We start from the raw sequence: 22,690 nt of genomic DNA, 5'->3' as shown, positions 1-22,690 counted from the left end.
CGCGACCGGGTGAGCGATCCTCGCCCGCGCACAGGAAACGAGACAGAGGGAGCACCATGAGCCGCACCGATCTGCAGACGCTGCCCGAGCGGGCCGTCGCGCTGCTCGGCGGGGAACCCGACGACACCACGCTCCGCCGCTATCTGCACGGCCTGCCCGGCATCGACGCCGTCGGCCTCGAGCAGCGCGCGGCGGGCCTCGGCACGCGGTCGATCAAGACGACCTCGAAGGCGTGGGCGCTCGACAAGATCATCGAGCTCATCGACCTGACGACCCTCGAGGGCGCCGACACCCCCGGCAAGGTGCGCTCGCTGGTGGCCAAGGCCATGAACCCGGATGCCTCCGATCCGACGTGCCCGCGGGTGGCGGCCGTGTGCGTCTATGGCGACATGGTGCCGTACGCCGTGGACGCCCTCGGTGCCGCGCACGGCGACCCCGACGAGGGGGGCGTGAGCGTCGCGGCCGTTGCGACGGCGTTCCCGAGCGGCCGCTCCTCGCTCGAGATCAAGCTCGCCGACACCGCCGAGGCGGTCGCGCACGGCGCCGACGAGATCGACATGGTGATCGACCGCGGTGCCTTCCTCGCCGGTCGCTACGGCCTCGTGTTCGACCAGATCGCGCGCGTGAAGGAGGCGTGCCGTCGCGAGGACGGCAGCTATGCCTCGCTCAAGGTGATCCTCGAGACCGGCGAGCTGAACACCTACGACAACATCAAGCGCGCCTCGTGGCTGTCGATCCTCGCCGGCGGCGACTTCATCAAGACCTCGACCGGCAAGGTGCAGCCCGCCGCGACCCTGCCGGTGACGCTGCTGATGCTCGAGGTCGTCCGCGACTGGCACCGGGCGACCGGAGAGAAGGTCGGCGTGAAGCCGGCCGGCGGCATCCGAACCTCCAAGGACGCCATCAAGTACCTCGTCACCGTCGCAGAAACCGTGGGCGAGGAGTGGCTCCAGCCCCACCTGTTCCGCTACGGCGCATCGAGCCTGCTCAACGACGTGCTGCTGCAGCGGCAGAAGCTCAAGACCGGCCACTACTCCGGCGCCGACTACGTGACGATCGACTGAGGACCCCGACATGAGCTTCCTGGAATACGCACCCGCCCCGGAGTCCCGGGCGATCCTGAACCTTCGCGACGAGTACGGCCTGTTCATCGACGGCGAGTTCCGCGCGGGCAGCGGCGACACCTTCGCGACGATCTCGCCCGCTGACGAGAAGCACATCGCGACGATCGCCACGGCGAGCGAAGCGGATGTCGATGCCGCCGTCGCCGCCGCGCGCCGCGCGTACGACAAGACCTGGTCGCGGATGAGCGGTCGCGACCGCGGCAAGTACCTGTTCCGCATCGCGCGCCTCGTGCAGGAGCGGGCCCGCGAGCTCGCGGTCGCCGAGAGCCTCGACAACGGGAAGCCGATCAAGGAGAGCCGCGACGTCGACGTGCCCCTCGTCGCCGCCTGGTTCTTCTACTACGCCGGCTGGGCCGACAAGCTCGACTATGCCGGACTCGGCCCCAACCCGCGTGCGCTCGGCGTGGCCGGCCAGGTCATCCCGTGGAACTTCCCGCTGCTGATGCTCGCCTGGAAGATCGCCCCGGCGCTCGCCGCCGGCAACACGGTCGTCATCAAGCCCGCCGAGACCACGCCGCTCTCGGCGCTCATCTTCGCCGAGATCCTGCAGCAGGCCGATCTGCCGCCGGGGGTCGTCAACATCGTCACGGGCGCCGGCGCGACCGGTGCCGCACTCGTGCGCCACCCCGACGTGAACAAGGTCGCCTTCACCGGCTCGACCCCGGTCGGACGCGAGATCGCCAAGGCCGTCGCCGGCACCGACAAGAAGCTCACGCTGGAGCTCGGCGGGAAGGCCGCGAACATCGTGTTCGAGGATGCCCCGATCGACCAGGCCGTCGAGGGCATCGTCAACGGCATCTTCTTCAACCAGGGCCACGTCTGCTGCGCAGGCAGCCGCCTGCTCGTGCAGGAGTCGATCCACGACGAGGTCGTCGACCGCCTGAAGTCGCGCCTGTCCACGCTGCGCCTGGGCGACCCGCTCGACAAGAACACCGACATCGGAGCGATCAACTCCCGCGAGCAGCTCGATCGCATCCGCGAACTGAGCCGCATCGGCGAGGAGGAGGGAGCCGAGCGCTGGAGCGCCGACTGCGTCATCCCCGACGACGGATTCTGGTTCGCGCCGACGATCTTCACGAACGTGCAGGCATCCCACCGCATCGCGCGCGACGAGATCTTCGGGCCCGTGCTGTCGGTCCTCACCTTCCGCACACCCGCCGAGGCGATCGAGAAGGCCAACAACACCCCCTACGGGCTGTCGGCGGGCATCTGGACCGACAAGGGCTCGCGCATCCTCGCGGTCGCCGACCGGCTGCGCGCCGGCGTGATCTGGGCGAACACGTTCAACCGATTCGACCCGTCGAGCCCGTTCGGCGGCTACAAGGAGTCCGGCTACGGCCGGGAGGGCGGCCGCCACGGCCTCCTCGCGTACCTGAAGGGGGCAGCAGCGTGAGCAAGCGACTGACCGTGCCGAAGACCTACAAGCTGTTCATCGGCGGCGCGTTCCCGCGCACCGAGTCCGGGCGCACCTACGAGGTCGTCTCCAGCAAGGGCGACTTCCTCGCGAACGCGGCGCTCGCCTCCCGCAAGGACGCCCGCGACGCGGTGCTCGCCGCGCGCGGTGCCGTCAAGGGCTGGGCCGGAGCCACCGCCTACAACCGCGGACAGGTGCTCTACCGCGTCGCCGAGCTGCTCGAGGGACGCCGCGCGCAGTTCGTCGACGAGATCGTGCAGCAGACCGGCGCGTCGACCTCGGCCGCGCAGGCTGAGGTCGACGAGGCGATCGACCGCTGGGTCTGGTACGCCGGCTGGTGCGACAAGTTCGGCCAGGTCGCAGGGAACGGCAATCCCGTCGCCGGCCCGTACTTCAACATCTCGGTGCCCGAGCCGACGGGGGTCGTGGCCGTGATCGCGCCGCAGGACACCGCTCTGCTCGGACTCGTCTCGGCGATCGCGCCCGCTCTCGTGTCGGGCAACGCGGTCGTCGTCGTCGCGTCGCAGCGCTTCCCGCTCTCGGCGATCAGCCTGGCCGAGGTCCTGGCGACCTCCGACGTGCCGGGCGGCGTGGTGAATGTCCTGACGGGCTCGCCCGGCGAGCTCGCGCCGTGGCTCGCATCGCACCCCGACGTGCACGGTCTGGATCTCGTCGGTGCCGGCGATCTCGACTGGGTCGACCTGCAGATCGCCGCCGCCGAGACGCTCACGCGCGTGCTTCCCCCCGAGTCGGGGAAGGATGCCGCGGCCCCGAGCGTGGAGCGCATCGCGGCGTTCACCGAGACCAAGACGGTCTGGCACACGAAGAGCCTCGTCTAGCCGCTCGCACCTCGGAGGATCGCGCTGTTCTCGGAGGATCTGCCCACGATCCTCCGAGATCCGGGCGATTCTCCGAGTGCCGGCTGCTCAGGCGAGGTGTAGTCCGCCCCAGTGGCCGGGCTCGGCGAGCTCGCCGTAGTGCACGTCGACGCCGTCCGCCGAGACCGAGGCGACGCAGGCCAGCAGCGACAGCGTCGGATAGCCGTGCGGACGGTTGTCGCGGATGATGGCCCGGTCGTCCGTCGGCTCGAGCTCGGCCGAGCGGCGCAGCACCTCGACCCACGGCATCCACCACGCCCGATCGGCGGTGGGCTGGGCGGCACGGAAGTCGCCCAGCCACCGGGCGATCCGCGGGGTGCCGGCGTCGTCCACGTCGTCGTGGGCGATCATGTGCGTGCCGGGCGCGAGCTCGGTGGTGCGCAGGTTCTCGCCATCCCACGTGAGCACCCGCGCGCCGAAGGAATCGACCTCCACGAGGTTGAAGCCGTGCGTGGGCGGTTCGCCCGCGGGGGAGCGGCCCGCAACGGCGTCGAGCACGATGCCGCCGCGGGAGACGAGCTCGGATTCGGGGCGGGACGAGGCATCCGCTCGATTGAGCAGCACCGCGAGCCGGCGTGACCCCGGATCGGCCGCCAGCCATGCGCCGCCTGCTCGCACGTCGCGCACGCCGACGACGCCGTCATGAGCCTCGGGCCACCACGGGCCGAGGGGGTTCCAGGGACGCTCGGGGTCCTCGTCACGGATCGCGAGGAGGCGCGTCGCGTCGTCGGGCGACTCGGGCACGCGGATGACCACGGTGCACATCGGGCTCTCTCCTGCCTGCCGCGATCCCGGTCGTGCCAAGATCGGAGGGTGTTCGTCGTCGTGGGAGTCTCGGGCGGGATCGCCGCCTACAAGACGGTGCACCTGGTGCGCCTCCTCGTGAAGGAGGGGCATGAGGTGCACGTCGTGCCGACGGCGGACGCCGTGCGCTTCGTCGGCCTTCCGACCTGGGAGGCGATCAGCCGCAACCCCGTCACGACCTCCGTCCACGAGGACGTGGCCCGCGTGCGTCACGTCGCGCTCGGCCAGTCGGCCGATCTCGTGATCGTGGCGCCCGCGACCGCGAACACGCTGGCGAAGATGGCGACCGGGCTGGCGGACGATCTCCTGGGAACGACCCTACTCGCGACCACGGCCCCGGTCGTCGTGGCGCCGGCGATGCACACCGAGATGTGGCGCCACCCAGCGACCGCGCACAACGTGGCCACCCTGCGCGAGCGCGGCGTCGTCGTGGTCGGCCCGGACGACGGCGCGCTCACCGGAGGCGACAGCGGGCCGGGACGGATGTCGGAGCCCGAGGAGATCGTCGCCGCCGCGCTGTCGGTGGCCGGCGCGGGCGGGCGCGAAGACCTGGCGGGCCTGCGCGTCGTCGTGTCGGCCGGGGGGACGCGCGAGCCGATCGACCCGGTGCGCTTCATCGGCAACCGGTCGAGCGGCAAGCAGGGGATCGCCGTCGCGCTGGCGGCCGCGGACCGCGGCGCCGACGTCGTGCTGGTCGCGGCCCACGTCGACGAAGGGGTGCTGGCCGAGGCATCCGCCCATCCGCGCGTGAGCGTCGAGCGCGCCGGCACGGCCGCCGAGCTCGCAGCCGCCGTCGCCAGCGCAGCGACCGGCGCGGACGTCGTGGTGATGGCTGCCGCGGTGGCCGACTACCGCGTCGCCGAGGTGTCGGACGCGAAGCTGTCGAAGGATGCCGCGGCGGGGCCGGGCATCACGCTGCACCTGGTCGAAAACGACGACATCCTGGCCGGCCTCGTCCGCGACCGCGTCGACGGAAGGATCGTGGTCGGGTTCGCGGCCGAGACTCCCCAGGACGGGGAGTCGCTCCTCGACCGCGGGCGGCGCAAGGCTGCGCGCAAAGGCGCGGACCTGCTCGCCGTGAACCAGGTCGGGTGGTCGCAGGGCTTCGAGGCGGACCGCAACGAGGTGACGCTGCTCGAGGCGTCCGGCGACGTCGTCGGAACCGCCGCCGGCAGCAAGCGGGACGTGGCCGATGCCCTCTGGGATGCCGTGCTCGGCATCCGCTCGAAAAACAAGTAACGGAACGGTAACGGCGCATGTAGAGTGGGCGCACCGCGTCGAAGGAGACGCGGGGCACGACCCCGGAGGACATGCCCGATGCCCCCAGCCGCGGCATCCGATCGCGCTCGCGACCGGACCCACGCCCTGCTCGTCGTCTGCGTGCTCGCCGTGGCGAGTGTCGTGATCGCGTTCCTCGGCGCCAGTCCCGCTCGGGTGAGCGCAACCGAGCTGATGGGCGACCCGCGCACGCCCGGTGACGCGGCCTTCATCGCCAGCCACCGCGGCGGCGGCGCCGCCGCACCCGAGAACACGCTGCCCGCCATCTCGGCGGCCCTTCAGGGCGGGTTCGGCTACGTCGAGGTGGACGTCGCGCTGACGGCCGACGGCCACGCCGTGCTGATGCACGACCGGAGAGTGGACCGCACCACCGACGGCGCCGGGCCGATCGCCGAGCTGACGCTCGCCGAGGTGCGCGCGCTCGACGCCGGGTCGTGGTTCGATCCCGCGTATGCCGGAACGCAGGTGCCGACGCTCGCCGAGTTCCTCGATCTGCTCGCCCACCTCGGGGGCCGCGCGATCGTCGAGCTCAAGGGCACGTGGGACCAGAACGCCGTCGCGGGGGCGGTGGCGGAGATCTCCGCGCGGAGCCTCGAGCGCAGCGTGGCCCTGGCGAGCTTCGACGCCCGGACGCTCGCGCTGTGCGCCGCCGAGTCCGAGGTGGTCTCGCGCCTGCTCATCCTGAAGCACCTGCCGCGGGACGTCGTGACGGCGGCCGAGCAGGCGGGCGTGCGCGGGATCGTCGTCTCACGCAAAGCCGTGCTCGAGCGCCCCGAGGTCGTCGACGAGATCCACGCCGCGGGCGGGCGTGTCGTCGTCTACACCCTCAACGACGACACCCAGTGGGACGCGGTCACGGCCCTCGGCGTGGACGGCATCGTGACCGACGATCCCCGGCTGCTGTCGGAGTGGCAGTCGGCGTACGCGGACGACTGACGCCGCCCGCGCCCGGCGCGTCCGGCGGCCGGCGTCGGGAGCGCGCCGTAGTGTCGGTACGTCCCACGAGCACGGAGGAGCCGATGCTGCACGATCGACGCCGGATCGCGATGAGGTCGGCGGCTGCCGTCGCCGTACTGGCCGTCGCCGCCGCGCTCGCGGTGGGCTGCCGCCCCGAGCCGGGGCCGGGAGCGTCGCCCGATCCCACGTCCTCGATCGAACCGCGACCGACCGGGTCGTCGCCGACCCCCATCGAGACGCAGCTGCCCGGTGCGCAGTTCGAGGTCCCCGCCGCCTGCGACGACATCTATTCGGCGGCCATGCTCGACGCCCTCGAGGCCGACAACCCGCCGCTCAACGACCCGGGCGTGACGATGCTCGCGACCCAGAACGTCGACCTCGTGCAGATCATCGACGCCGCCCCCGCGACGCTCCGCTGCTCGTGGGGAGGACCCGGCGAGTACGGGCTCGCGACGAACGTCACCGCGGTCGACGAGGCGCAGGCGGAGTCGATCGGGCAGGAGCTGGCCGACTCCGGCTTCGCCTGCGAACCGCTCGGCGAGGGCACGCTCTGCGCGTTCGAGCAGAAGGGGATCACCCTCGACGACGAGCCGTACACGTCCGGCGAGACGCACTACCTCGGCGGAGGCGGCTGGGTGTCGACATCCTGGATCAACTTCGACCCGGAGGGCTACACCGAAGACATCGTCGGCACGATCTGGGGCTGACGGCCCCCGTTCCGCTAGACTGGGCGCCAGGGGAATCCGTCGTCGACGTCACAGCTCGCTGAAGCGAGTGCCCGTGGCCGCCGGTGAGAGCACCCGTCCCGCGTTCGCGACGGCGTCCGCGCCGCCCGCGGGAGCACCGCAGCAGTTTCGGTATCCACACCGATCATTCGCCGGCTCTGCCGGCATTCACGCTCAGGAGAAGCATGCCGCCCACGGCACCCGCCCAGACGTCGGCTCAGCGACGTCGGAAGTCCTCGTCCTCGCGCCGCGACGACGAGGCGCCCATCATCCCGATCCTCGCGCGCAAGGTGCGCGAGGTGGAGGCGAAGGCCCAGCGAGGAAAGCTCGGGCCGACGAACCGCGTCAAGTTCCAGGTCATCGCCTTCCTGGTGCGCGAGGAGCGCGCCCGCGTGAAGGGCGACGCCTCGGTGACGGATGCCGCTCGCGCCGAGCTGCTCAAGCGTCTCGACGGCGTCGCGACGATCCTCGCCAAGACCGCGGCGCGGGACACCTCGCTCATCCAGCTGCTCGAGGTCGACCAGGCCACCTCGCCCGTCGCGCGCCGCATGCGCCGCGACTGGCTGCTCGAGTCGGGCGCGGAGCTCCCGCCCGACGAGCTCATCATCACCGACGTCGCGCCCTCCTCGGCTCCGGTCGTTCCGGCGGCGCTCGCCGAGCGCCAGGTCGTGCCGCCGCAGGTCGAGGCGCGCCGCGAATCGAACCCGTTCCTCGCTCCCGACCTGAGCCTGCGCGCACCGAAGGAGACGCCCCGCCGTCGTCTGGACGGCTGGGAGCTCATGGGCCCGCTCTACAAGGCCTTCGAGACCGGCGCGGGCGGCGGGTCGGCGACGATGGACCTTCCCCCGGTCCCCGAGTTCGACCGCCTCTCGCCCAAGGGGCTCGAGGTCATGCCGCACCAGTCGCGATTCCTCGAGGCCGTGCGCGACGGTCACCGCACGTTCCTCCTGGCGGATGAGCCGGGCCTGGGGAAGACCGCGGAGTCGGTGCTCGCAGCATCCGTCGCCGGTGCCTACCCGCTCCTTGCCGTGGTGCCCAACGTCGTCAAGATGAACTGGGCACGCGAGGTCGAGCGCTGGACGCCGCACCGCCGCGCAACCGTCATCCACGGCGACGGCGAGGGCATCGACGCGTTCGCCGACGTCTTCATCGTCAACTACGAGATCCTCGACCGGCATCTGTCGTGGCTGGGAGACCTCGGGCTCAAGGGCATGGTCGTCGACGAGGCGCACTTCATCAAGAACCTCTCGTCGCAGCGCTCGCAGAACGTCCTCGCGCTGGCGGCCCGCATCCGGGAGAAGGTGCGCAACCCGCTGCTGCTGGCGCTCACCGGTACCCCGCTCATCAACGACGTCGAGGACTTCGACGCGATCTGGCGCTTCCTCGGCTGGACGACGGGCGAGAAGCCCGGGCCGGCGCTGATGGAGAAGCTCGACGACACCGGCCTCACGCCCGCCGACAAGGCGTTCTACCCCGAGGCGCGCGACGCGGTGATCTCCATGGGGATCGTGCGGCGCAAGAAGAAGGATGTCGCGGCCGACCTGCCCGACAAGCTCATCGCCGACCTGCCGGTGGAGCTGGACGACGAGTTCGGCCGCTCGATCCGCCAGGCCGAGCGAGAGCTCGGCGAACGGCTCGCAGCCCGCTACCGCCGGATCATCGAGGCGCGCGGAGACCGCGGCCTCGCGCCCGGCGAGGTCGACGACGACATCGTGCGACTGGTCGCCCAGAACGAGCTCGACGAGTCCAAGGCCGCGGGCACGGGCTCCGAGAACGTGTTCACGATGGTGCGCAAGATCGGTCAGGCCAAGGCGCTCCTGGCGGCGGACTACGCCGTGCAGCTGCAGCGCTCGGTCGGCAAGGTCGTGTTCTTCGCCAAGCACATCGACGTCATGGACGCCGCCGAGGCGCACTTCGCGGGCGCCGGGCTGCGCACGGTCTCCATCCGCGGCGACCAGACCACGCCCGCCCGCCAGCAGGCGATCGACGACTTCAACAACGACGCCGGCGTGGGGATCGCGGTCTGCTCGCTGACGGCGGCCGGTGTCGGCCTCAACATGCAGGCCGCCTCCAACGTCGTGCTGGCCGAGCTGTCGTGGACCGCCGCCGAGCAGACGCAGGCGATCGACCGCGTGCACCGCATCGGCCAGGACGAGCCGGTGACCGCGTGGCGCATCATCGCGGCGCACACGATCGACACCAAGATCGCCGAGCTCATCGACTCCAAGCAGGGGCTGGCCGCCCGCGCGCTCGACGGCGAGGCCGTCGACCCGCAGTCGAGCGACTCCGTGCAGCTGTCGGCGCTCATGCACCTGACGCGTCGGGCGCTCGGCGCGGCGTGAGCCGCGGCGAGGGTCCGCTCGTGTGGCAGGCCGCGGCATCCGGGCACTAATGTCGGGTGAGGCAGCGTCGCCGACCCTCTTCACCCGACAGCGAGGACCACAGCTATGAAGATCGGCATCCTGACCAGCGGCGGCGACTGCCCCGGACTCAACGCGGTCATCCGCGGGGTCGTGCTCAAGGGGACGACCTCGTACGACCTGGAGTTCGTCGGCATCCGCGACGGCTGGCGCGGGGTGGTGGACGGCGACTTCTTCCCGCTCACGCGCCACGAGGTGAAGGGGCTGTCGAAGGTCGGGGGCACGATCCTCGGCACCTCGCGCACCAACCCCTACGAGGGACCCCGCGGCGGGGCCGAGAACATCGCCAAGACCATGTACGGTCACCGCATCGACGGGATCATCGCCATCGGCGGCGAAGGCACCCTGGCTGCGGCGAACCGGCTGGCGAACGACGGCATCAATGTCCTCGGGGTGCCGAAGACCATCGACAACGACCTGCGTGCGACGGACTACTCGTTCGGCTTCGACACGGCCGTCAACATCGCCACCGACGCGATGGACCGCCTGCGCACCACCGGCGACTCGCACCAGCGCTGCATGGTGGCCGAGGTCATGGGGCGCCACGTCGGATGGATCGCCCTGCACGCCGGGATGGCGGCGGGAGCGCACGCGATCTGCATCCCCGAGGTGCCGATGTCGATCGATGAAATCTGCGACCTGGTCTCGCGTGCCCACGACCGCGGCCGTGCGCCGCTCATCGTCGTGTCGGAGGGCTTCAAGCTCAAGGGCCAGGACGAGGCGTTCTCCGACAAGGGGCTGGATGCCTTCAACCGTCCGCGCCTCGGAGGCATCAGCGAGGTGCTCGCACCTGAGATCGAGCGGATCACCGGCATCGAGACCCGCTCGACGGTCCTCGGCCACATCCAGCGCGGCGGCTCGCCCTCGGGCTTCGACCGCGTCCTCGCGACGCGCCTGGGCCTGCACGCGGCCGACGCCGTCGTCGACGGCTCGTGGGGGCAGATGGTGGCGATGCGCGGCACCGACATCGTGCGCGTGCCGTTCGAGGAGGCCCTGGGCGAGCTCAACCCCGTCCCCCTCAACCGCTACGAAGAGGCCGCAGCCCTCTTCGGCTGAGCCCGGCGGATGCCTCGGCCGAGGCATCCGTCCGCGGCGCGTCGCGGGATCCGCCCGCCGAATCACTGGATTCTGGCCGAGATACCGGGCGTCGCCCACGGTTTCGGCCGCGATCCCGGGTCTCGGTGCACCGCACGGACAGCGGCTCCTCCCAAGGAGACGCTGGGAGCGACGTCTCCACGGATGCCGCCTCCTGACCGGCAGGCGGGGGTGCGCTCGGCGAGCGTGGAGGCGTGATCGAACAATCGCCCATCCCGCTCTATCTCGTCCGCGAACAGCCGTCGGTTGTGCGGCGCCTCGACCGGCAACGCGAACTGGTGCGGGTCCGTGCTGGGGTGTACGTGCGGGCAGCGGAGTGGATGCCGCTCCCGCCGTGGACGCGATACCTCGTCCGCGTCCACGCCGTCGCTCGGACCTGGAGCGCGCCGACCTTCTGCCTGGAGTCAGCGGCTGCTCTGCGCGGCCTTCCGGTGTTCGGCGAGCCGCTCGACGTGCACCTGCTGGCCGCGGGGATGCACGCGGGGCGTGAAGGGGATGTCGTGGTCCACGCGTCCCGTCAGCCCCGCGCCGTCCAGGTCTTCGAGGGCCTGGGGGTGACCTCGGTCGTCGATACGGCACTCGATCTCTGTCGAGTCCTCCCACCGGCGTTCGCACTCGCCGTCGCCGACGCGGCCGTGCGCACCACGGGCGCGCTCCTCGACTTCGGCGCGCTCGGTCGTTCGCAGGTGAGTCGCCGCGGCGTCCGCCAGCTCGACTGGGTGGGTGATAGGGCGACCACGAGAGCGGAATCGGTCGGCGAATCGGTGAGCCGCGCGGTCATCGAGTGGCTCGGCTACGAGCACCCCGAGCTGCAGGTCGAGTTCAGTGCAGAGGGCTTCACAGACCGGGTCGACTTCTTCTGGCGGTCCGGGCGCGTGATCGGCGAGTCCGACGGCTACGGGAAGTACGACGCGAGCGACGTCGAAGCATCCAGGGCGAAGCTGATCGCCGAGAAGAGGCGCGAGGACCGGTTGCGTCGTCAGGTGAAGGGGTTCGGGCGGTGGGACTGGGCGGACACGATGCGGGTCGCCCCGCTCGACCGCAAGCTCGCCGGGGCCGGCCTTCGCCGAGTGCGGCCCGTGCAGGCCGCGATGCTCGCGACGATCGGCACGAACGCGCGATCCCTCCCGGCATCCCGAATCACCGGATCTGCGGCGAATCCCGGGACCATGCCCGGCATCTCGACGCGGATCCGGTGACTCGGCGATACGGGCGGGCGGCAGGAGGGCGGGCGGATGCCTCGGCACGGGGCGCGCCGCCGGGTCGGCCTCAGTCGGCGACGCCGAGCACGTCGAGCAGCCAGGCCAACTCGAACGCCCGCTCGCGCCAGGCGTTGTACCGGCCCGAGACGCCGCCGTGACCGGCCACCATCTCGCACTTGAGCAGCGCGTCGGCGCCGACCTCGCGCAGGCGCGCGACCCACTTCGCCGGCTCGACGTACAGCACGCGGGTGTCGTTGAGGGACGTGACGGCGAGGATGCGGGGGTACGAGGCATCCGTCCGCACGTTCTCGTAGGGCGAGTAGGACTTCATGTAGGCGTACACGTCGGGGTTGTGCAGGGGATCGCCCCACTCGTCCCACTCGATCACGGTGAGGGGGAGCGACGGGTCGAGGATCGTGGTGAGCGCGTCCACGAAGGGAACGTCGGCCAGGATGCCCGCGAACAGCTCCGGCGCGAGGTTGGCCACCGCGCCCATCAGCAGGCCGCCGGCCGAGCCGCCCTCGGCCACCATCCGGTCGGGCGTGGTGTAGCCGGAGTCCACGAGGTGCCGGGCGCAGTCGACGAAGTCCGTGAACGTATTGCGCTTGCGCTGGAGCTTGCCGTCCTCGTACCACTGCCGGCCCATCTCGCCGCCGCCGCGGACGTGCGCGACCGCGAAGATCACGCCGCGGTCGAGCTCCGAGAGCCGCGGCACGGAGAACCCCGGCTCGATCGAGTGCTCGTACGATCCGTACCCGTACAGGTGCAGCGGCCGCGGCTCGGATCCCGCCTCGCCGAACGAGCGCTTCCACACCAGCGAGATCGGGACCTGCGTGCCGTCCTGGGCGGTGGCCCAGACGCGAGCCTGCGCGTAGTCCGCGGGGTCGTACCCTCCCAGCACGGGCTGACGCTTGCGCAGCAGCAGCTCGCCGCTGGCGATGGAGTAGTCGTAGACCGTGCCCGGCGTCGTGAACGAGCCGTACCCGATGCGCAGCAGCGGCGGCGCCCACTCGGGGTTGCCTCCGGACCCGACGGAGTAGAGCGGCTCGTCGAACTCGAGCTCGTCCACCGCGCCGGTCGCGTAGTCGAGCAGCCCCAGCCGAGGGAGACCGTCGCGGCGATAGCCCACCACGCCCCAGTCGCGGAACGTCGACACGCCCAGCAGCCGGTGACCGGCACGGTGGGGGATGACGACCGTGCGCTCGCCGGTGGGGTCGGATGCCGCGACCCGCACGAGCTCGAAGTCCAGGGCGCCGTCGTTGTGGAGCACGAAGAGCACGTCCTCGCCGTCGATCACGGCGTGGGACGACTCGTACTCGACCCCCTCTTCCCTCGGCCACACGACGCGAGGCTCGGCGCGCAGGTCGCCGGCATCCACCAGCCACTCCTCGGAGGTGATGGACGACCCGACCTCGATCATGAGGAAGCGGTCGCTGCGGGTGAAGCCCGCCCCGACCCAGTACCGCTCGTCGGGCTCGTGGAAGAGCTTCGCATCGCTGCTGACGGGGGTTCCCAGCTCGTGCAGCCACACGGTGTCGGGTCGCCAGGCGTCGTCCACGGTGGTGTAGACGATGAAGCGGCCGTCGGGCGAGAACGTCGCGCCGGCGAACGTGTCGGGGATCTCGTCGGGGAGCTGCTCGCCGGTCACGACATCGCGCACCCGGACCGTGTAGCGCTCGTCGCCGGCGACGTCGACGCCGTAGAGCATGAGGGTGCCGTCGGTGGAGATCTCGAAGCTGCCGAGCGAGAAGAACTCGTGCCCCTCGGCCTCGACGTTCCCGTCGAGCAGGATCTGCTCGCCCGGGACGTCGACGTCGGGGGAGAGGTCCGGCGGCGTCCAGTCGTCGGGCGAGGCGAGCGGTGCGCGGCACTGGATGCCGTACTGCTTCCCCTCGAGCGTGCGGCCGTAGTACCACCAGTCGCCGCGGCGCGTGGGGACCGAGAGGTCGGTCTCGAGCGTGCGCCCCTTGATCTCGTCGAAGATCTCGGCGCGCAGCCCGTCGAGGTGGGCGGTCCGCTGCTGGGTGTAGGCGTTCTCGGCCTCGAGGTGGGCGAGGACGGCGGCGTCCTCCTTCTCGCGGAACCACTCGTAGCGGTCCTCGACATCGTCGCCGTGGTGGCTGCGGATGACGGGGCGAGGGGCGGCGACGGGGGCGGATGCTGCGGCGGAGGCGTCGTGAACGGTCACCCTCCCACGCTAGCCGCGCCGCGGCGTGCGCGGACGCCGGTTCCACAGCCCCCTCCGAGTTGACCGCGGGGCTGGGCGGTGTAAGGATTCTTTCTGGCCGGTTGCCGGTTCCTGAACTCACGGTGAACTGTTCGTTCGTCACGCCGATCCCGTCGGCACTCTCTCCACATCCCCTTACGGAAAGCGAACGGTGGAAACCGCAACCCTCATCGTCGTCGTGCTGACGATCGCACTGGCGCTGTTCTTCGACTTCACCAACGGGTTCCACGACACCGCGAACGCGATGGCGACGCCCATCGCGACCGGCGCGCTCAAGCCCAAGGTGGCGGTGCTCCTCGCCGCCGTGCTCAACCTGGTCGGCGCCTTCCTGTCGACCGAGGTCGCCAAGACGATCTCCGGCGGGATCATCAACGAGGGCGACATCTCCTCCGCGATCCTCCCGGCGGTGATCTTCGCCGGGCTGATAGGCGCGATCACGTGGAACATGATCACGTGGCTCCTGGGCCTCCCGTCGAGCTCCTCGCACGCACTGTTCGGCGGCCTCATCGGCGCCACGATCGTCGGCGTCGGCGCCTCGGCCGTGAACTTCAGCGTCGTCGTCTCCAAGGTGATCCTCCCGGCCGTCATCGCTCCGCTCACGGCGGGCATCATCGCCTTCACTGCCACCAAGGTGGCCTACGCCATCACGCGCCGCTACGACAGCAAGCCCGACGGCCGCGACGGCTTCCGCGTCGGGCAGATCTTCACGTCCTCGCTCGTCGCCCTCGCACACGGCACGAACGACGCCCAGAAGACGATGGGCGTCATCACGCTGCTCCTCATCACCGTCGGCCTGCAGACCAGCGACGAGCCTCAGCTGTGGGTCATCGTCGCGTGCGCCGTGACGATCGCCCTCGGCACATACATGGGCGGGTGGCGCATCATCCGCACCCTCGGCAAGGGCCTGACCGAGGTGAAGCCCGCGCAGGGCTTCGCTGCGGAGAGCTCGACGGCGTCGACGATCCTGGCCTCGAGCGCGCTGGGCTTCGCCCTGTCGACGACGCAGGTGGCGTCGGGGTCGGTGATCGGCTCGGGTCTGGGGCGCCGCGGCGCCACGGTCCGCTGGCGCACGGCCGGCCGGATCATGGTCGGCTGGCTCCTCACGCTCCCGGCAGCCGGCGGCGTCGGCGCGCTCGCCGCTCTGCTGGTCGTGTGGTTCGGCTTCTGGGGCATCCTGATCGACGCGGTGATCGCCGTCGTGATCATCCTGGGGCTGTTCTGGCGCTCACGCCGCGACGAGGTCAATGCCGCGAACGCGATGAGCGAGGTCGCCGATTCGGGCAAGGCCGTGAAGGTGAAGCGCAATCCGCCGCCCACGCGCCGCCAGCGCTCGCTCGCGCGCGAGGAGGCGCGCCGCGTGACCGCCAGCGAGGCGGCGGCGCAGAGGGCGAAGTCCGCCGAGCGATCTGCGGGCGGCCCGAAGGACGGAGGCGCCGCATGATCGTGATCAACTGGCTCGCGTTCGTGCAGGTCTTCCTCGCGGCGTTCATCTCCGCGACGATCGTCGTCACCGCCTACGCGACCGGCCTGCGGCTGCTCGTACGCGCCGGCCGGGCTCCCGTCGTCGCGCCGGCCGAGTTCACCGACGCGATCACGGTGATCTCCGAGAAGGAGGCGCGCCGCGCCGAGAAGGCGGCCGCGAAGGCCGCCAAGAAGAGCCCTCTCACCGACGCGCAGAAGCGGGTGGCGCTCGTCGGCGCGTATCTCTCGTTCGGCGTCGCGGGGGCGGCGGTGCTCGCCGGCCTGCTGCTCATCGTCTTCAACCACTGAGCCCGCCGTCGCCGGTCGGTGGCCGGCCGTAGGCTGTGGGCATGGTCGCCACGCCTTCCTCTGACGCCGTCGGCCCGACGCCCTCGCCGTCCGCACGCGCGGGGGAGGCGGCATCCGTCTCCTTCGGTCAGTACCCGCCCGCCCGGCGCACGATCCTGCATCTCAGCGACACCCACCTCCTCGCCGCCAATCGTCCGCTCGCCGGCAGATTCGACACGGCGGCGAACCTGCGCCGCACCCTCGAGGCGGCCGAGGCGACCGGCATCCGCCCCGACGCCATCGTGTTCACCGGCGACCTCACCGATCTCGGGGAGCCCGAGGCCTACGCGCTGCTGCGCGAGGCCGTCGAGCCCGTCGCCGCGCGCCTGGACGCGCCGGTCGTCTGGGTCGCGGGCAATCACGACGAGCGCCCCGCGCTGCGTCGCGACCTGCTCGGCCTCCCGCCGACCGAGGAGCCCGTGACGGGCGTGTGGGACCTCGACGGCCTGCGCGTCGTCGCGCTCGACTCGACCGTGCCGGGCTGGCATCACGGCGACCTCGACGCCGCACAGCTCGAGTGGCTGGCCGGCGTGCTCTCGGCGCCGGCGCCCCTGGGCACCCTGCTCGCGCTGCACCACCCCCCGCTGCCGTCCCACGTGCCGCTCTTCGACATCCTCGAGCTGCGCGACCAGGGCCGCCTCGCCGACGTGATCGCCGGGACCGACGTGCGGGCGATCCTGGCGGGCCACCTCCACTACTCGACCAGCGGCACCTTCGCGGGGGTGCCCGTCAGCGTCGCGGCGGCGACCTGCTACACGATGAACCTCGCCCGCCCGGCGGTCGAGGTGAACGGCATGGACGCCGGCCAGTCGTTCCATCTCGTGCACGTCTACGACGACACGATCACCCACGCCGTCGTGCCCGTCGTGGATGCGCCGACGGGCGACTTCTTCTCGGCGGAGTGGGTGCAGCGGATGTCGCGCCTCACGCCGGCGGAGCGGCTCGAGGCCTTCTCGCGCAAGCCTCCGCGATAGACGCGCTGTACAGGGCCGCGGAGCCGCTGTACCGGGCGTACACCGGTGCGTGCAGCGCTCCCCGCGTAGGGTTGAGGCATCCCACACCGCCGTGACCGACCCACGAGGAACCCACCATGGCCCTGGACGCAATGACGCGCACCCGCACTGAAACCGACTCCCTCGGATCGCTCGAGATCCCCGCCGACGCCTACTGGGGCATCCACACCGCCCGGGCCCTGGAGAACTTCCCGATCTCGAAGCGGCCCATCTCGGTCTACAAGGACCTCGTCCGTGCGCTCGCGATGGTCAAGCAGGCCTCGGCCCGTGCCAACCGCGACATCGGCGTGCTGAGTGCGCAGAAGGCCGACCTCATCGATCGCGCCGCCCAGCTCGTGATCGACGGGCAGTACCACGACCAGTTCGTCGTCGGGGTCATCCAGGGCGGCGCCGGGACGTCGACGAACATGAACGCGAACGAGGTCATCACCAACATCGCGCTCGAGCTCGCCGGCCGCGAGAAGGGCGACTACGCGTTCCTGTCTCCGATCGACCACACGAACCGCAGCCAGTCCACGAACGACGTGTATCCGACGGCGATCAAGGTGGGCCTGGGGCTCGACCTTCGCACCCTGCTGGAGGAGCTCGATCTGCTGCGCCGGGCGTTCCTCGCCAAGGCGGTCGAGTTCCACGACGTGCTGAAGGTCGGGCGCACCCAGCTGCAGGACGCCGTGCCGATGACGCTCGGCCAGGAGTTCCACGGCTTCGCCACGACGCTCGGCGAGGACTACAGCCGCCTCAACGAGAACGCCTATCTGCTCTACGAGATCAACATGGGGGCGACGGCGATCGGCACGGGCATCACGACCCACCCCGACTACGGCAAGTCGGTCCTCGCCCACCTGCGAGAGATCACGGGGCTCGACCTGGACCTGGCCACCGACCTCGTCGAGTCGACCAGCGACACCGGCGCCTTCATGTCGTTCTCGTCGTCGCTCAAGCGCAACGCCATCAAGCTCTCGAAGATCTGCAACGACCTGCGACTGCTGTCGTCGGGCCCGCAGGCGGGGCTCGGCGAGATCAACCTGCCGGCCCGCCAGGCGGGATCGAGCATCATGCCCGGCAAGGTGAACCCGGTCATCCCCGAGGTCGTGAACCAGGTCGCGTTCGCCGTCGCCGGCGCCGATCTCACGGTCACGATGGCCGTCGAGGGCGGTCAGCTGCAGCTCAACGCCTTCGAGCCGGTGATCGCCCACTCGATCTTCCAGTCGATCACCTGGATGCGCCGCGGCATGCACACCCTCCGCGTGAACTGCGTCGAGGGGATCACGGCCAACCGCGAGCGGCTCGGCGCGATGGTCGGGGCCTCCGTCGGCGTGATCACCGCCCTCACCCCGTTCATCGGCTACGCCGCCGCTGCCGCGCTCGCCAAGACCGCCCTCCTCACGGGCCGCAACGTGGCCGACCTCGTCGTCGAGGCGGGACTGATGTCACGCGATGAGGTCACCAAGCAGCTCTCGCCCGCGCGCCTGTCGGGTCTGGAGGCCATCACGGCCGCGATCCCGGTCGTCGTGCCCGCCGAGGACACGCCTGTCGACGATCCGCAGATCTGAGCCGCGACGCGCCGCGCGGGCCGGGTGATTGCCTGGTCCCGCCGCGGCCCGCTACGGTCGTGCACAGCCCCACGCGAGAGGAATGGCATGACCGATCCGCAGAATCCCAACGATCCGCCGTCGAGCGTCCCGCCGGCACCACCGGCCTACGGCCAGCCGCCGACCGGCGCGCCCCAGGCGCAGCCGCAGTACGGCGGCGCCCCCCAGTACGCGTCGGCGCCGCCGCCGTCCTACGCCCCGCCGGCCGACGCGCCGGTGCCCGGGCGGACGATGGGCATCATCGCGTTCATCCTGTCGTTCTTCGTTCAGCTCATCGCCCTGATCCTCGGGATCATCGCCCTCGTGCAGAGCCGCAAGGCCGGCGCGAAGAACGGCTGGGCGGTGGCGGCCGTCATCATCAGCGTCGTGCTGATGGTGCTCGGCGCGATCCTCTTCTTCGCGGTCGTGATCCCGCTCATCACGTATTCCTCCGAAGTCGTGCAGGCCTGTCAGGCCGTCGGCTTCGAGGGGACCGTCGAGGTGCGCGGCCTGACCGTGGACTGCTCGAACGCCAACCGCTGAGCGAACTGACGCCACGACGGCGGCATCCCTCCGGGGGTGCCGCCGTCGTCCGTTCGTCAGCCGACGATGCGGCAGTGGGTCGTGAGCTCGCCGATGCCGTCGATCCCGACGGTGACCGTCGACCGGTCGCGCAGGAACACCTGCGGATCGCGCGAGTACCCGGCGCCGCCGGGGGAGCCGGTCGAGATGAGCGTTCCGGGAAGAAGAGTGGCCGACTTCGACAAGTGCGAGATGAGCGTGGCCACGGGCCGCACCATCTGGCCGGTCGAGGCATCCTGCATCGTGTGGCCGTCGAGCACCGTCCAGATGTGCAGGTCCTGCGGATCGGGCACCTCGTCGCGCGTCACGACGAAGGGCCCTGTCGGGGTGAAGCCGTCGAAGGACTTGCAGCGCGACCACTGCGCCTCGGAGTACTGGATGTCGCGCGCGGTGATGTCGTTGACCACGGTGTAGCCCCACACGTGATCGAGGGCGTCCTCGGGCGTCACGTCGCGGGCCGGTGCGCCGATGATCACGCCGAGCTCCGCCTCGTAGTCGACCGACTCGCTCAGCCAGCGCGGCCAGGTCGTCGTCGCGTCGTGGGCGGTGAGGGAGTTCGGCCAGAGGGCGAACACCGTCGGGGTCGAGTCCGTCTTGAGCCCGAGCTCGCTGGAGTGGGCCGCGTAGTTCAGGCCGATCGCGAGGATGACGGGAGGCTCCAGCAGCGCGGAGGCGAACCGGTGGCCGGCGAGCGGATGCCGCGTCCCGCCGTCCGCTGACGCGCGGACCCGGGCGAGCAGCTCGTCGCCGCCGGCGATGAGCTGCTCCAGCCGGCTCGGCGCGCCCTCGAAGAGCTCGTCGACGAACACGGCGTCTTCGCCCTCAACGAGAACGAGGCGGGGGTCGCCCTGGCCAGGCCGGATCACATGGGCGAAGCGCATGCCTCCAACCTACCGGCCGTGGGCGTCGCCGTCGGAGGCGTCCGCCGGTCATAGGCTGAGCGCATGACGCACGCGCAGGGCGACCCCCGGCCATCGCTGGTTCCTCCCGCCTTCCCGTCCGCTCTGGCGCAGCCGCGGCATGCCGCCCCCGCCCTCATCCCCGCCGCGACGGTCTCACCGGCCGCGATGCCCGTGCCGGCACGCCGTGGCCGCACGGCGCCGGTGTGGATCGCGGGCATCCTGGTGGTCGTCCTCATCGCGCTCGTCGGCTACTTCCTCAACGCGATCGGCCCGGCGGCATCCCTCATCGGGATGGTGCTCGCGCTGATCCCGCTCGCGGGCGTGATGCTCGCGGTGCGGATCGTGGACCGCTGGGAGCCCGAGCCCCGCAGCCTGGTGATCTTCGCGGTGGCGTGGGGCGCGATCGCCGCGGTCGGCATCGCGCTCGGCGTCGACCTGCTGCTGAGCATGGTCCTCGGCTCCGCGACGACGCCCGAGGCCGAAGCGGTCTCGGCCATCATCCAGGCGCCGATCGTGGAGGAGTTCGGCAAGGGCCTGGGGGTCTACATCATCTTCCTCGTGGGCCGGAGAGCCTTCGACGGGCCGGTGGACGGGATCGTCTACGGCGCCCTTGTGGGCGCCGGGTTCGCGTTCACCGAGAACATCCAGTACTTCGCGATCAGCTTCCTCGAGGGCGGCGCCGCCGACACGACCGTGACCTTCTTCATGCGCGGCATCCTCTCGCCCTTCGCGCACGTCATGTTCACGAGCGTCACGGGGTTCGCTCTGGGACTGGCGGCGCGCCGGGGCGCCCACGCGGGTCGCGCGCTCGGACCGTGGATCGTCGGCATGATCGGCGCGACGATCCTGCACGCGATCTGGAACGCCTCCGCCGTCCTCGGCGATTTCTGGGGTCTCTATCTCACCCTGCAGGTGCCGCTCTTCGTGGGCTTCATCCTGGGCATCATCGCGCTGCGCCGGGAGGAGTCGCGGCTCACGCGCCGCCGCCTCGGCGAGTACGCCGACGCCGGCTGGTTCACGGCGCAGGAGGCCGACATGCTCGCGACCGGCGCGGGCCGCCGAGCGGGCCTGAAGTGGGCGGCGACGCTGCGCGGAGACCGGACGGCGCTGATGAAGGGCTTCATCGCGGATGCCACGTCCCTGGCCGCCGCCCGTCAGCGCGCGATCACCGGACGCGATCCGAACGCCGCCGAGGACGAGCGGGTGCTCCTGCAGCGAGCGGTGTCTGCGCGCGCGGCACTGTTCGCTCCGTAGGGCGGGTGGTGCGTCCGCCGGGGTCTTGACACCCTCGCGCCCGCCCCGGCATCCTGTCAGCAGGTCAACTCAGCGCTCGGTTGTTTCGCAGGCATCGCCGCGACACCGAGCGCTGAGTCTTGTCACGTTGACCCGGGCGACCCGCTCCGGTTGGATGGAATCATGACTGACGACCGCACCAAGCCCGAGTTCGACGCCCCCGAGGGCCCGGCCCCGACCGAGCTCGTGATCCGCGACATCATCGTGGGCGACGGCGCCGAGGCGAAGCCCGGCGACACCGTGACCGTGCACTACGCCGGCGTCGAGTACGAGTCCGGCGAGGAGTTCGACTCCTCGTGGAACCGCGGCGAGAGCATCCAGTTCCCGCTGCGCGGCCTCATCCAGGGCTGGCAGGACGGCATCCCCGGAATGAAGGAGGGCGGCCGCCGAGAGCTCGTCATCCCGCCGCACCTCGCCTACGGCCCCGCCGGCGGTCACTTCCTCGGCGGCAAGACGCTGGTCTTCATCATCGACCTCATCGCGGTGGGCTGACCGGCTCCCGTTCACGGTTCCAGAGGGGCGGATGCTGCGGCATCCGCCCCTCTTCTCGTCTCCGAGGGCGTCGGCTCAGCTGTGCCGTGTCGGCTGACCGATCGAGCCGATGAGGGGCGGATCAGCCGCCGACACCGACGTTTGCATTCACGGGAATAGAACCCGCACCGCCCGCTGTTGGAGTGGAGGTGCGCGCGGCTCCGCGGCACTCCCCAGACGAAGGAAGACCATGACCGACTCCACGACGATCGACGTTCCCGGCTACAAGGCGGGCACCTGGGTGCTCGACCCCGCGCACAGCGAGGTGACGTTCAGCGTCCGGCACATGATGATCTCGAAGGTGCGCGGCACGTTCGGGATGAAGAGCGCGACGCTCGTCGCCCCCGAGAACCCGCTCGAGGCCACCGTCGAGGCGAGCGTCGACGTGTCCTCGGTGGACACGAAGGACGAGGGCCGCGACAACCACCTGCGCTCGGCCGACTTCTTCGACGTCGAGAACCACCCCACGATGGAGTTCGTCTCCACGCGCACGCGCATCGAGGACGGCGACTTCCTCGTCGACGGCGATCTCACGATCCGCGGCGTCACCAAGCCGGTCACCTTCGACTTCGAGTTCGGCGGCTTCGGCACCGACCCGTGGGGCAACTACAAGGCCGGCGCGACCGCCAAGACGGTCGTGAACCGCGAGGACTTCGGCCTCACCTGGAACGCCGCGCTCGAGACGGGCGGCGTGCTCGTCGGCAAGGACATCACGATCACGCTCGACCTGCAGGGCGCTCTGCAGCAGGACTGACGCGTTCGACACCGGTCGGGGAGGGGGCGGATGCCGCGGCAGCCGCCCCTGCGTCGTTTCGGCGGCGCGGACGCAGGCGGTCCGGCGCCAGCCGGATGCCGAGGAAGACGA

The 22,690-nt window shown here is 71.0% G+C and carries 20 protein-coding genes; 17 read left to right on the top strand and 3 right to left on the bottom strand.

Features of this window, described 5'->3' with window-relative positions:
• Positions 1–56: 56 nt before the first annotated feature.
• From deoC to ACE3O1_RS05245, 3 genes are read left to right on the top strand one after another with little or no spacing between them, the layout of a single operon-like run.
• Entirely contained in the window at positions 57–1,064 is a 1,008-nt protein-coding gene (gene deoC, locus ACE3O1_RS05255) for a deoxyribose-phosphate aldolase (protein WP_374313158.1), read from the top strand.
• Positions 1,065–1,074: 10 nt separating this feature from the next.
• Complete coding sequence (locus ACE3O1_RS05250; protein ID WP_374313155.1) at positions 1,075–2,517, top strand: aldehyde dehydrogenase family protein; 1,443 nt, start codon at positions 1,075–1,077, stop codon at positions 2,515–2,517.
• Positions 2,514–3,377, top strand: a complete 864-nt coding sequence (locus tag ACE3O1_RS05245) for an aldehyde dehydrogenase (protein WP_374313153.1) — start codon at positions 2,514–2,516, stop codon at positions 3,375–3,377. The genes ACE3O1_RS05250 and ACE3O1_RS05245 overlap by 4 nt, the downstream gene beginning before the upstream one ends.
• Before the next feature lie 87 nt (positions 3,378–3,464).
• Here the strand turns inward: ACE3O1_RS05245 and ACE3O1_RS05240 are convergent, their stop codons facing one another.
• On the bottom strand, positions 3,465–4,181 hold the full coding sequence (locus tag ACE3O1_RS05240; RefSeq protein ID WP_374313151.1) for an NRDE family protein: 717 nt from the start codon (positions 4,179–4,181) through the stop codon (positions 3,465–3,467).
• A 48-nt stretch (positions 4,182–4,229) separates the two neighbouring features.
• Here ACE3O1_RS05240 and coaBC point away from each other — a divergent pair, with 48 nt between their 5' ends.
• From coaBC to ACE3O1_RS05210, 6 genes are all read left to right on the top strand, one after another.
• Positions 4,230–5,459, top strand: a complete 1,230-nt coding sequence (gene coaBC / locus ACE3O1_RS05235; protein WP_374313149.1) for a bifunctional phosphopantothenoylcysteine decarboxylase/phosphopantothenate--cysteine ligase CoaBC — start codon at positions 4,230–4,232, stop codon at positions 5,457–5,459.
• A 78-nt stretch (positions 5,460–5,537) separates the two neighbouring features.
• The gene (locus tag ACE3O1_RS05230; RefSeq protein WP_374313147.1) at positions 5,538–6,434 is read left to right on the top strand and encodes a glycerophosphodiester phosphodiesterase; all 897 of its coding nucleotides are present in this window, start codon (positions 5,538–5,540) and stop codon (positions 6,432–6,434) included.
• An 83-nt stretch (positions 6,435–6,517) separates the two neighbouring features.
• The gene (locus ACE3O1_RS05225; RefSeq protein ID WP_374313145.1) at positions 6,518–7,162 is read left to right on the top strand and encodes a hypothetical protein; all 645 of its coding nucleotides are present in this window, start codon (positions 6,518–6,520) and stop codon (positions 7,160–7,162) included.
• A 203-nt stretch (positions 7,163–7,365) separates the two neighbouring features.
• Entirely contained in the window at positions 7,366–9,522 is a 2,157-nt protein-coding gene (locus ACE3O1_RS05220; RefSeq protein ID WP_374313143.1) for a DEAD/DEAH box helicase, read from the top strand.
• 105 nt (positions 9,523–9,627) lie between these two features.
• On the top strand, positions 9,628–10,656 hold the full coding sequence (locus ACE3O1_RS05215) for an ATP-dependent 6-phosphofructokinase (protein WP_374313141.1): 1,029 nt from the start codon (positions 9,628–9,630) through the stop codon (positions 10,654–10,656).
• 233 nt (positions 10,657–10,889) lie between these two features.
• Positions 10,890–11,894: a hypothetical protein gene (locus ACE3O1_RS05210; protein WP_374313139.1), complete on the top strand. Its 1,005-nt coding sequence runs from the start codon at positions 10,890–10,892 to the stop codon at positions 11,892–11,894.
• Between the two features lie 70 nt (positions 11,895–11,964).
• Here the strand turns inward: ACE3O1_RS05210 and ACE3O1_RS05205 are convergent, their stop codons facing one another.
• Complete coding sequence (locus ACE3O1_RS05205) at positions 11,965–14,085, bottom strand: S9 family peptidase (protein WP_374313138.1); 2,121 nt, start codon at positions 14,083–14,085, stop codon at positions 11,965–11,967.
• Positions 14,086–14,275: 190 nt separating this feature from the next.
• Here ACE3O1_RS05205 and ACE3O1_RS05200 point away from each other — a divergent pair, with 190 nt between their 5' ends.
• From ACE3O1_RS05200 to ACE3O1_RS05180, 5 genes are all read left to right on the top strand, one after another.
• Positions 14,276–15,565 carry an anion permease gene (locus ACE3O1_RS05200; RefSeq protein ID WP_374313136.1) on the top strand — a complete coding sequence of 430 codons (1,290 nt, stop codon included), beginning with the start codon at positions 14,276–14,278 and terminating at the stop codon, positions 15,563–15,565.
• Positions 15,562–15,894, top strand: coding sequence for a peptidase (locus ACE3O1_RS05195; protein ID WP_374313134.1), 333 nt, complete (start codon positions 15,562–15,564; stop codon positions 15,892–15,894). The genes ACE3O1_RS05200 and ACE3O1_RS05195 overlap by 4 nt, the downstream gene beginning before the upstream one ends.
• A gap of 41 nt (positions 15,895–15,935) precedes the next feature.
• A complete protein-coding gene (locus ACE3O1_RS05190) occupies positions 15,936–16,907 on the top strand; it encodes a phosphodiesterase (RefSeq protein WP_374313132.1) in 972 nt (323 codons plus the stop codon).
• Between the two features lie 116 nt (positions 16,908–17,023).
• Entirely contained in the window at positions 17,024–18,499 is a 1,476-nt protein-coding gene (locus ACE3O1_RS05185) for an aspartate ammonia-lyase (RefSeq protein WP_374313130.1), read from the top strand.
• Positions 18,500–18,586: 87 nt separating this feature from the next.
• Positions 18,587–19,060, top strand: a complete 474-nt coding sequence (locus ACE3O1_RS05180) for a DUF4190 domain-containing protein (RefSeq protein ID WP_374313128.1) — start codon at positions 18,587–18,589, stop codon at positions 19,058–19,060.
• Between the two features lie 56 nt (positions 19,061–19,116).
• On the opposite strand, the gene ACE3O1_RS05175 is transcribed toward ACE3O1_RS05180, so the two are convergent.
• Positions 19,117–19,980, bottom strand: a complete 864-nt coding sequence (locus ACE3O1_RS05175) for a fumarylacetoacetate hydrolase family protein (protein WP_374313126.1) — start codon at positions 19,978–19,980, stop codon at positions 19,117–19,119.
• Positions 19,981–20,043: 63 nt separating this feature from the next.
• Here ACE3O1_RS05175 and ACE3O1_RS05170 point away from each other — a divergent pair, with 63 nt between their 5' ends.
• The 3 genes from ACE3O1_RS05170 (at position 20,044) to ACE3O1_RS05160 (ending at position 22,579) form a co-directional block, all read left to right on the top strand.
• Positions 20,044–21,255: a PrsW family glutamic-type intramembrane protease gene (locus tag ACE3O1_RS05170; RefSeq protein WP_374313125.1), complete on the top strand. Its 1,212-nt coding sequence runs from the start codon at positions 20,044–20,046 to the stop codon at positions 21,253–21,255.
• A 162-nt stretch (positions 21,256–21,417) separates the two neighbouring features.
• Positions 21,418–21,786 carry an FKBP-type peptidyl-prolyl cis-trans isomerase gene (locus ACE3O1_RS05165; RefSeq protein WP_374313123.1) on the top strand — a complete coding sequence of 123 codons (369 nt, stop codon included), beginning with the start codon at positions 21,418–21,420 and terminating at the stop codon, positions 21,784–21,786.
• A 229-nt stretch (positions 21,787–22,015) separates the two neighbouring features.
• Complete coding sequence (locus tag ACE3O1_RS05160; RefSeq protein WP_374313121.1) at positions 22,016–22,579, top strand: YceI family protein; 564 nt, start codon at positions 22,016–22,018, stop codon at positions 22,577–22,579.
• Positions 22,580–22,690 lie beyond the last annotated feature (111 nt).

The sequence above is a fragment of the Microbacterium sp. genome (assembly GCF_041909575.1).
Classification (GTDB): domain Bacteria; phylum Actinomycetota; class Actinomycetes; order Actinomycetales; family Microbacteriaceae; genus Microbacterium.
Note: the sequence above shows the minus strand (reverse complement) of the source record. Positions and strands in the feature narration are given on the sequence as shown.

Bases quoted from the DNA above. Each gene is read 5' to 3' on its own strand.
- deoC (WP_374313158.1), top strand. From the start codon at position 57: ATGAGCCGCACCGATCTGCAGACGCTGCCCGAGCGGGCCGTCGCGCTG.
- ACE3O1_RS05250 (WP_374313155.1), top strand. From the start codon at position 1,075: ATGAGCTTCCTGGAATACGCACCCGCCCCGGAGTCCCGGGCGATCCTG.
- ACE3O1_RS05240 (WP_374313151.1), bottom strand. From the start codon at position 4,181: ATGTGCACCGTGGTCATCCGCGTGCCCGAGTCGCCCGACGACGCGACG.
- ACE3O1_RS05230 (WP_374313147.1), top strand. From the start codon at position 5,538: ATGCCCCCAGCCGCGGCATCCGATCGCGCTCGCGACCGGACCCACGCC.
- ACE3O1_RS05225 (WP_374313145.1), top strand. From the start codon at position 6,518: ATGCTGCACGATCGACGCCGGATCGCGATGAGGTCGGCGGCTGCCGTC.
- ACE3O1_RS05220 (WP_374313143.1), top strand. From the start codon at position 7,366: ATGCCGCCCACGGCACCCGCCCAGACGTCGGCTCAGCGACGTCGGAAG.
- ACE3O1_RS05215 (WP_374313141.1), top strand. From the start codon at position 9,628: ATGAAGATCGGCATCCTGACCAGCGGCGGCGACTGCCCCGGACTCAAC.
- ACE3O1_RS05195 (WP_374313134.1), top strand. From the start codon at position 15,562: ATGATCGTGATCAACTGGCTCGCGTTCGTGCAGGTCTTCCTCGCGGCG.
- ACE3O1_RS05190 (WP_374313132.1), top strand. From the start codon at position 15,936: ATGGTCGCCACGCCTTCCTCTGACGCCGTCGGCCCGACGCCCTCGCCG.
- ACE3O1_RS05185 (WP_374313130.1), top strand. From the start codon at position 17,024: ATGGCCCTGGACGCAATGACGCGCACCCGCACTGAAACCGACTCCCTC.
- ACE3O1_RS05180 (WP_374313128.1), top strand. From the start codon at position 18,587: ATGACCGATCCGCAGAATCCCAACGATCCGCCGTCGAGCGTCCCGCCG.
- ACE3O1_RS05175 (WP_374313126.1), bottom strand. From the start codon at position 19,980: ATGCGCTTCGCCCATGTGATCCGGCCTGGCCAGGGCGACCCCCGCCTC.
- ACE3O1_RS05170 (WP_374313125.1), top strand. From the start codon at position 20,044: ATGACGCACGCGCAGGGCGACCCCCGGCCATCGCTGGTTCCTCCCGCC.
- ACE3O1_RS05165 (WP_374313123.1), top strand. From the start codon at position 21,418: ATGACTGACGACCGCACCAAGCCCGAGTTCGACGCCCCCGAGGGCCCG.
- ACE3O1_RS05160 (WP_374313121.1), top strand. From the start codon at position 22,016: ATGACCGACTCCACGACGATCGACGTTCCCGGCTACAAGGCGGGCACC.